At 56.7% G+C, this 5,933-nt stretch carries 4 protein-coding genes; 2 read left to right on the top strand and 2 right to left on the bottom strand.

The features are described from left to right. Window positions 1–653: 653 nt before the first annotated feature. A complete protein-coding gene (locus ABX962_RS27935) occupies window positions 654–1,922 on the bottom strand; it encodes an alpha/beta hydrolase family protein (RefSeq protein ID WP_372724370.1) in 1,269 nt (422 codons plus the stop codon). Between the two features lie 475 nt (window positions 1,923–2,397). After that, window positions 2,398–3,333, bottom strand: a complete 936-nt coding sequence (locus ABX962_RS27930; RefSeq protein WP_372724368.1) for a ThuA domain-containing protein — start codon at window positions 3,331–3,333, stop codon at window positions 2,398–2,400. A gap of 393 nt (window positions 3,334–3,726) precedes the next feature. On the opposite strand from ABX962_RS27930, the gene ABX962_RS27925 reads away from it, so the two are divergent. Beyond that, window positions 3,727–4,128 (top strand): BlaI/MecI/CopY family transcriptional regulator, encoded by a 402-nt coding sequence (locus ABX962_RS27925; protein WP_339946528.1) that lies wholly within the window; start codon window positions 3,727–3,729, stop codon window positions 4,126–4,128. A gap of 14 nt (window positions 4,129–4,142) precedes the next feature. Continuing rightward, window positions 4,143–5,933, top strand: a 1,791-nt coding sequence (locus ABX962_RS27920; RefSeq protein WP_372724366.1) for a M56 family metallopeptidase, incomplete at its 3' end; no start/stop codon positions are given.

The following is a 5,933-nucleotide window of genomic DNA, read 5'->3' as shown; positions in this document are numbered from 1 at the left end:
CAGGAGCAGCAGTTCGCTCGCTTCCAAATCGACGCTCCCTCATGTGACAACTGCGGCTCGATCACCGTTCGCAACGGCAACTGCTACCTCTGTCACAACTGTGGCAACAGCATGGGCTGCAGCTAGAGATAACGACGCGTCAATAACACGACCGATCTAACAACGCTGGCCACGGGTGAATTCCCGTGGCCAGCGTTTTTTGTATCAGCACACACAAGGTTACAACATCTAATCGCCAGCTCCGCTCGGGCAAGGTGGCTTGCGGCGTGTCACCTCTCCCAAACTTGTTTGGGAAGTGGCCCGAGCAGAGCCTCCGGCGATTGCTCGGGTGAGGGCCGTCCGAGCAATCCGGCACAAACGCCGCATCAAGCGTGCGCAACGCGGCCCTCACCCAGACGAAGCCTCAAGGGCTCGTCCGACCTCTCCCCAGCTGCACTCGGGCGAGGTGGATTGCATCACACCACCTCTCCCAAACACCGTTTGGGAAGTGGCCCGAGCAGAGCCTCCGGCGATTGCTCGGGTGAGGGCCGTCCGAGCAAGCCGGCACGAACGCCGCATCAAGCGTGCTCAACGCGGCCCTCACCCGGACGAGGCCTCAAGGGCCCGCCCGACCTCTCCCCAGCTGCGCTCGGGCGAGGTGGCTTGCGACTTCGTTACTTCCACACCGAATCCATGAACTCAACAAAGAAATCCCAGTCGATTTGTCCGAGCCCGTGGTCGCCACTGCGGATGTGATAGCCGGTTTGGCCGACGATCCGCTGCCCACCGAGCGGCGGCATCGTTTCCTCGGCAATGGCTTCCTTACCCAATAACTCGAATACCGGGGCGGCCGCGACAAGCGAGCCGTATTCACCGCGTGGATCGGCCCACAAATCGTTATCGGAACTGGTCACATAAACCGCTCGCGGCGCGACCAAGGCGATCGCTTCATGCTGGTCGATCGGCAGCTCGTTCTCACGGTCCGCATAGCTGGCAAACTGGGGCGTGAACCAGTGAGGAAACACGGTGGTGATTTGCTTGACCGTTTCTCCATAGCCGCGACGCGAAAGCGCGGCGCCACCACAGCCGGAATTGTTGCTGTACGCGATCGCAAAGCGTTCGTCTTCGGCCGCAGCCCAAATCGCCGCCTTGCCGCCACGCGAATGCCCGACGACCGCAACCCGGTTGGCATCGATTTGGGAGATCGTCGACAAATAATCCAACACCCGGCTTGCTCCCCATCCCCAAGCCGACAAACTGCGCCAAGCGTCATCGGTGGGCGGTTTGCCGTCGGCAAAGAACGATCGAATCCCGTCAGCGTAGTCGTTCTTGTTATCAGGATCGACGTGCGAGGTGTAGAAGGTCGCCGCTGCATAGCCTTGCTGCAACAACGTTTTCACAGGCCAATACGGATCCGGCTCACTCACCGCCTTTTCCAACGGAATGAAATAGCGATTGTTGATCGCGACCACCGCAGGCGTTTTTCCCGCTACTCGATTCGGCGTAAACACAACAAAAGGGAACGTGTACGTTCGCTGGTCGATCGTGATGATCGCCTTCATGCTGCGTCCGTTGGCCAGTCCATCGAACGCGTTTTCGATTTCCTTCGTCGTTTCAAACGTGACTTGGTACGCAGTGTCCGGGCGGCGACCGTAGACCAAGTGGCGAAACTGTTCCAAAAGTTCGGGGCGACGCTTTGTCATCCACTGCTGTGCCGAGCTGACCTTGGTCCCATCGATCATCGTCAGCGGATCGGGAAGCTCGTAATCGGGCACCTTCGACTCGTCGTAATTGAAGGAGCGTTTGGCACTCAGTTTTTTAACCAAGTCCGGGTTCGCCGACCAAGCAGCGGGCTCTTCGGCGATCGCAAAGCCGGTTGTGAACAAGACAGCAAAAAAGCTGCTAAACACTGCGGTGGAGAATTGATTCGTCAAGTAAAGCATCGATTGGAACTCGAAGGGGGTGGGAGGAAGGGAGAGGGGGAGAGTGGGAGAGGGGGAGTTGGGAGTGGTCTTGCGGCATGTCACCTCTCCCAAACTTGTTTGGGAGAGGTCGAGCAGAGCCTCCGGCGATTGCTCGGGTGAGGGCCGTCCGAGCAAGCCGAAGTCGAACGCCGCATCAAGTGTGCTCAACGCGGCCCTCACCCGGACGCGGCCGAAAGGGCTCGTCCGACCTCTCCCCAGCTGCGCTCGGGCGAGGTGGCTGCGGCATGTCACCTCTCCCAAACCTGTTTGGGAGAGGTCGAGCAGAGCCTCCGGGGATTGCTCGGGTGAGGGCTGACCGAGCAAGCCGGCACGAACGCCGCATCAAGTGTACTTAACGCGGCCCTCACCCGGACGAAGCCTAAAGGGCTCGTCCGACCTCTCCCCCGCTGCGCTCGGGCAAGGTGGCTAAGTGAGTCCCCCGTCAATCAGCAACTCACTTGGCTGGCGCCAACGCCGCGCGGGTCGGTTCGATCTTTGCCGTCGGGGTGGCGTCGGCGGCAAGATCGCCCATTGCGTACTGGATTCCGTCGAGCATGTGTTTCAGCGCCGCTGGATTGCTGAAGGTTTCATTACGGTGTCCGAGATTGGTATAGAACACACGTCCGTCGCCCGCGGTGCGAATCCACGATACCGGTACTTCACGAGGTCCGTCTTTAATTTGCTTCGAAACCTCTTCCTTGCTCATATCCAAACTGACCAAGATCCGCAGCACTTGAGGGCCTTCGTACGAGTCCGATTTGTATTGGTAGATCTCGTCTTGGTGCCAGAACCCTTTGCCCGCGAACGCCTGGTTGAGTACATGATCGGGATCATCCAATTTGAATGCCCAGGTGCCGCCTGCGGTCCAGGGATGGCCACCGAATTCGCCGCCCACGATCGCGCGGCACTCGGGGTGACGGCCAAAATTGTCGCTCGCTGCATGGAAGCCGACCAAGCCTTTACCGCCCGAGATGAAATCGAGAAACGCGTTTTGCTGAGCCGGGGTTTCAAAATGCATTCCTGTTGTGTTGTTCAGCAAAATACAATCGTACTGTTTCAAGTTTTCGCTTGTGAACACGTCATAGGTGTCGGCAAAATCGGCCTCGAACGCCCCTGTTTTCTGTCCCATTTGTTTGACCGCTTCGTTCGCATACGGAATCGAGCCGTGAACGAATCCTTCACAGCGATAAAACACCAACACGCGGCGTGCCTGTTTCGGCGGTACAGCCAATTGTTTGGGAACGGCATTTTCGATTTTGCTCAACTGTTCATCGCTGAGTGGTTTAAAATGCTTGTCCTTCTTTTCTTGCCAAGCGTCCGGCTTGTCCTCCGCAAAACAGGCACCCGAACAAAGACAAGTCAATAGAGTTAGTAGGAGCAGTCGGTTCACGGTGAGATTCCGAAAAAAGAGGGTGGGCAGTGGGGCCAGTAGGTTACCAGTCTACTCTCGTTTTTCACCGAATCGCTACAGTCGGAGCCCAAAAATCATGAGCGCGGACGAGTTACCTGCGAAGCGTCCCCAGCAAACTGCCTAAATTTGCCCCGAAACAGCCAAAGACATAGTGTCTTGATTAGCAGCGTGCGTCGTGTTACGCTAGGGCTGATTGTGCGAACGATGTTGTTAGCGGCACGGCGTGAGCCGTCCGGTTGCAGCGAGCAAGACGTTAGATTTTGACCATGCGAGACCCATCGCCGTATCACGACAAACATCCGTTTTGGGCGAGCACGGACGCGGCATTCATCAGATGACATCACTCAGGGAAGCGTAACTTAGGAAAGATTGATGCCACGAGCACCAAAAGATGTAACCGAAGCTGAGCTGGCTGTTCTGCAGCAGTTATGGGACCAAGGTCCTGTTACGATTCGGACACTGACCGATACGTTGTACCCCGATGGTGGCGGATCGGAGTATGCGACGGTCCAGAAGCTGCTCGAGCGACTAAACAAGAAGGGTTACGTAGAGCGAAATCGCGAAACGTGGCCGCATCACTTTACAGCGACTGTCGGACGCGATGAATTGATCGGTCGGCGACTACAAACAACGGCAGATCAATTGTGCGAAGGAGCGTTACAACCGTTGTTGACCACGCTGGTTAAATCCGACCGATTGTCGGCTCAAGATCGCAATTCGCTGCGTAGTTTGCTGGATGAATTGGATAAAGATCCGAAGCAAAAACGGTCATAGCCAGAGAACAATCGATGTACTCCTTTGTGGAATCATGCCTGTTGAACGCGGCGACCGCCAGTATTTTGGCTGGGTTCGTATTCGCCTTTGGCCGCTTGGTGCATCGCCCCGCAATCACACACGTCTTGTGGATCGTGGTGCTGATCAAGTTGGTGACGCCGCCGATCGTCGACGTGCCCGTCGGCATAAAGTTGCAATCGTTGGCATCGCTCGCTGAACCCGCCGCGATCGTTCACACAGCAACCTCGAATACCAAGTTGCCAGCGGTGAACATAGATCCGTCTCAGGTCCCCACCGGCTCGCCAAACAGCCAACCGATTGCATCGGCGGACATGACTCGTCCCCAGTCAATACATCGGGAATCCGTAGCGACGTCTCCGCTTCAATCTGCAGCGATTGCGGAAATGTCGGTCGCGATGCCACGTCGATCGTTATCACCCGCAATGGGAATCAAAGTCTTTGTGATCGCCGTGTTAAGCGTTTGGGCGATAGGGACGTTTGCTTGGTTTGGAATCCAGGGACGTCGGATTTGGATTTTCGTGAACGTGGTGCGTTCGGCGCCGATCGCATCAAAACAAATTCAACAACGGGCTGCCGAACTTGCGTTGCGAATGGGCATCCGCCGCGCTCCGCAGATTTGTGTGCTTGATGCTACCGTTTCGCCGATCCTGTTCGCCATTGGTTGGCGTGCACGGATCCTTTTTCCTGCAACGCTGCTGCAGCGACTTGACGACGACGCTCAGGCAACGCTTTTGACTCATGAATTGGCCCATTTTTACCGTGGTGACCACTGGGTCCGATTATTAGAGTTTGTTGTTACGGGTCTGTTTTGGTGGCACCCGGTCGTATGGATCGCGCGACGTGAAATCGAGGTTAGCGAAGAACATTGCTGTGATGCTTGGGTGGTCGATCAATTTCCCGAGCATCCGCGAACGTATGTCGAAGCATTGCTGGACACGATCGATTTTTTGTCCGAGGATCGGCCCCCGGTCGCCCCCATCACCACCGGACTCGGCCAGGTTTCTTTCCTGCGTGCACGAGTTCGCATCATCATGTCTGGGGTGGCCCCAAAATCGATGTCCACGCCGACTCGTGCTGCCATCATCGCCATGGCGGCCGTGATGTTGGCAATCGGACCGAATGTTTTCGACGGAGCGATGCGACGTGCCGATGCATCACTAAAGACGCCAAATGAGAGGGACTATTCGCTCGACTCCGTCCTCGCTCATTCAATCGACACATCCAATGCAAATGAAGATCCCACGACATCTCCTTTGCCCACGGACACCGGTATCATCGATGCTATGCAAGATGCGACAGAGGATTCGGCTGACAATATTTGGGGCGCCGTGAATTCGCACGATGGCCGCTATCAAGTGAGGATCAAAACAACGGGAACCATGCAGTTGGTGGATACGATGGAGCGACGATCGCACGACCTGTCCTCCTTTCAACCCGCATCGATTGCATTTGTGCCGCATCGCGAACAACTGTTGATCGGAAGCTTGGACTCGTCGGTTTATCTAATCGATTGTGCCAGTATCAAAACGTTAGCGGCCTTCACCGGACACCCGTCGGTGGTCGCGTCGGTTGCCGTATCACGCGACGGACGCACGGCGGTATCAGGGTGTCGCGGTGGAGTAGTGAAATTCTGGGATATCGAGTACCAACGCGAGATTGCGAGCCGGCTTCCCAAATTCGAAAACGCGATCAACGGCGTCCGTTTTTCGCCCGACGGACGCTTACTTGCGATTGCATCCGGCGACTGGGTCACCGCGGCAGCGGGCTCGGTCGCAGTCTGGGAT

Source organism: Novipirellula sp. (assembly GCF_041583735.1).
GTDB lineage: Bacteria > Planctomycetota > Planctomycetia > Pirellulales > Pirellulaceae > Novipirellula.
The sequence above is the reverse complement of the archived record's forward strand: the minus strand, read 5'-3'. Positions and strand labels throughout refer to the sequence as shown.

Excerpts from the sequence above, each read along its gene's own strand:
- ABX962_RS27935 (WP_372724370.1), bottom strand. The coding sequence starts at position 1,922 with ATGCTTTACTTGACGAATCAATTCTCCACCGCAGTGTTTAGCAGCTTT.
- ABX962_RS27925 (WP_339946528.1), top strand. The coding sequence starts at position 3,727 with ATGCCACGAGCACCAAAAGATGTAACCGAAGCTGAGCTGGCTGTTCTG.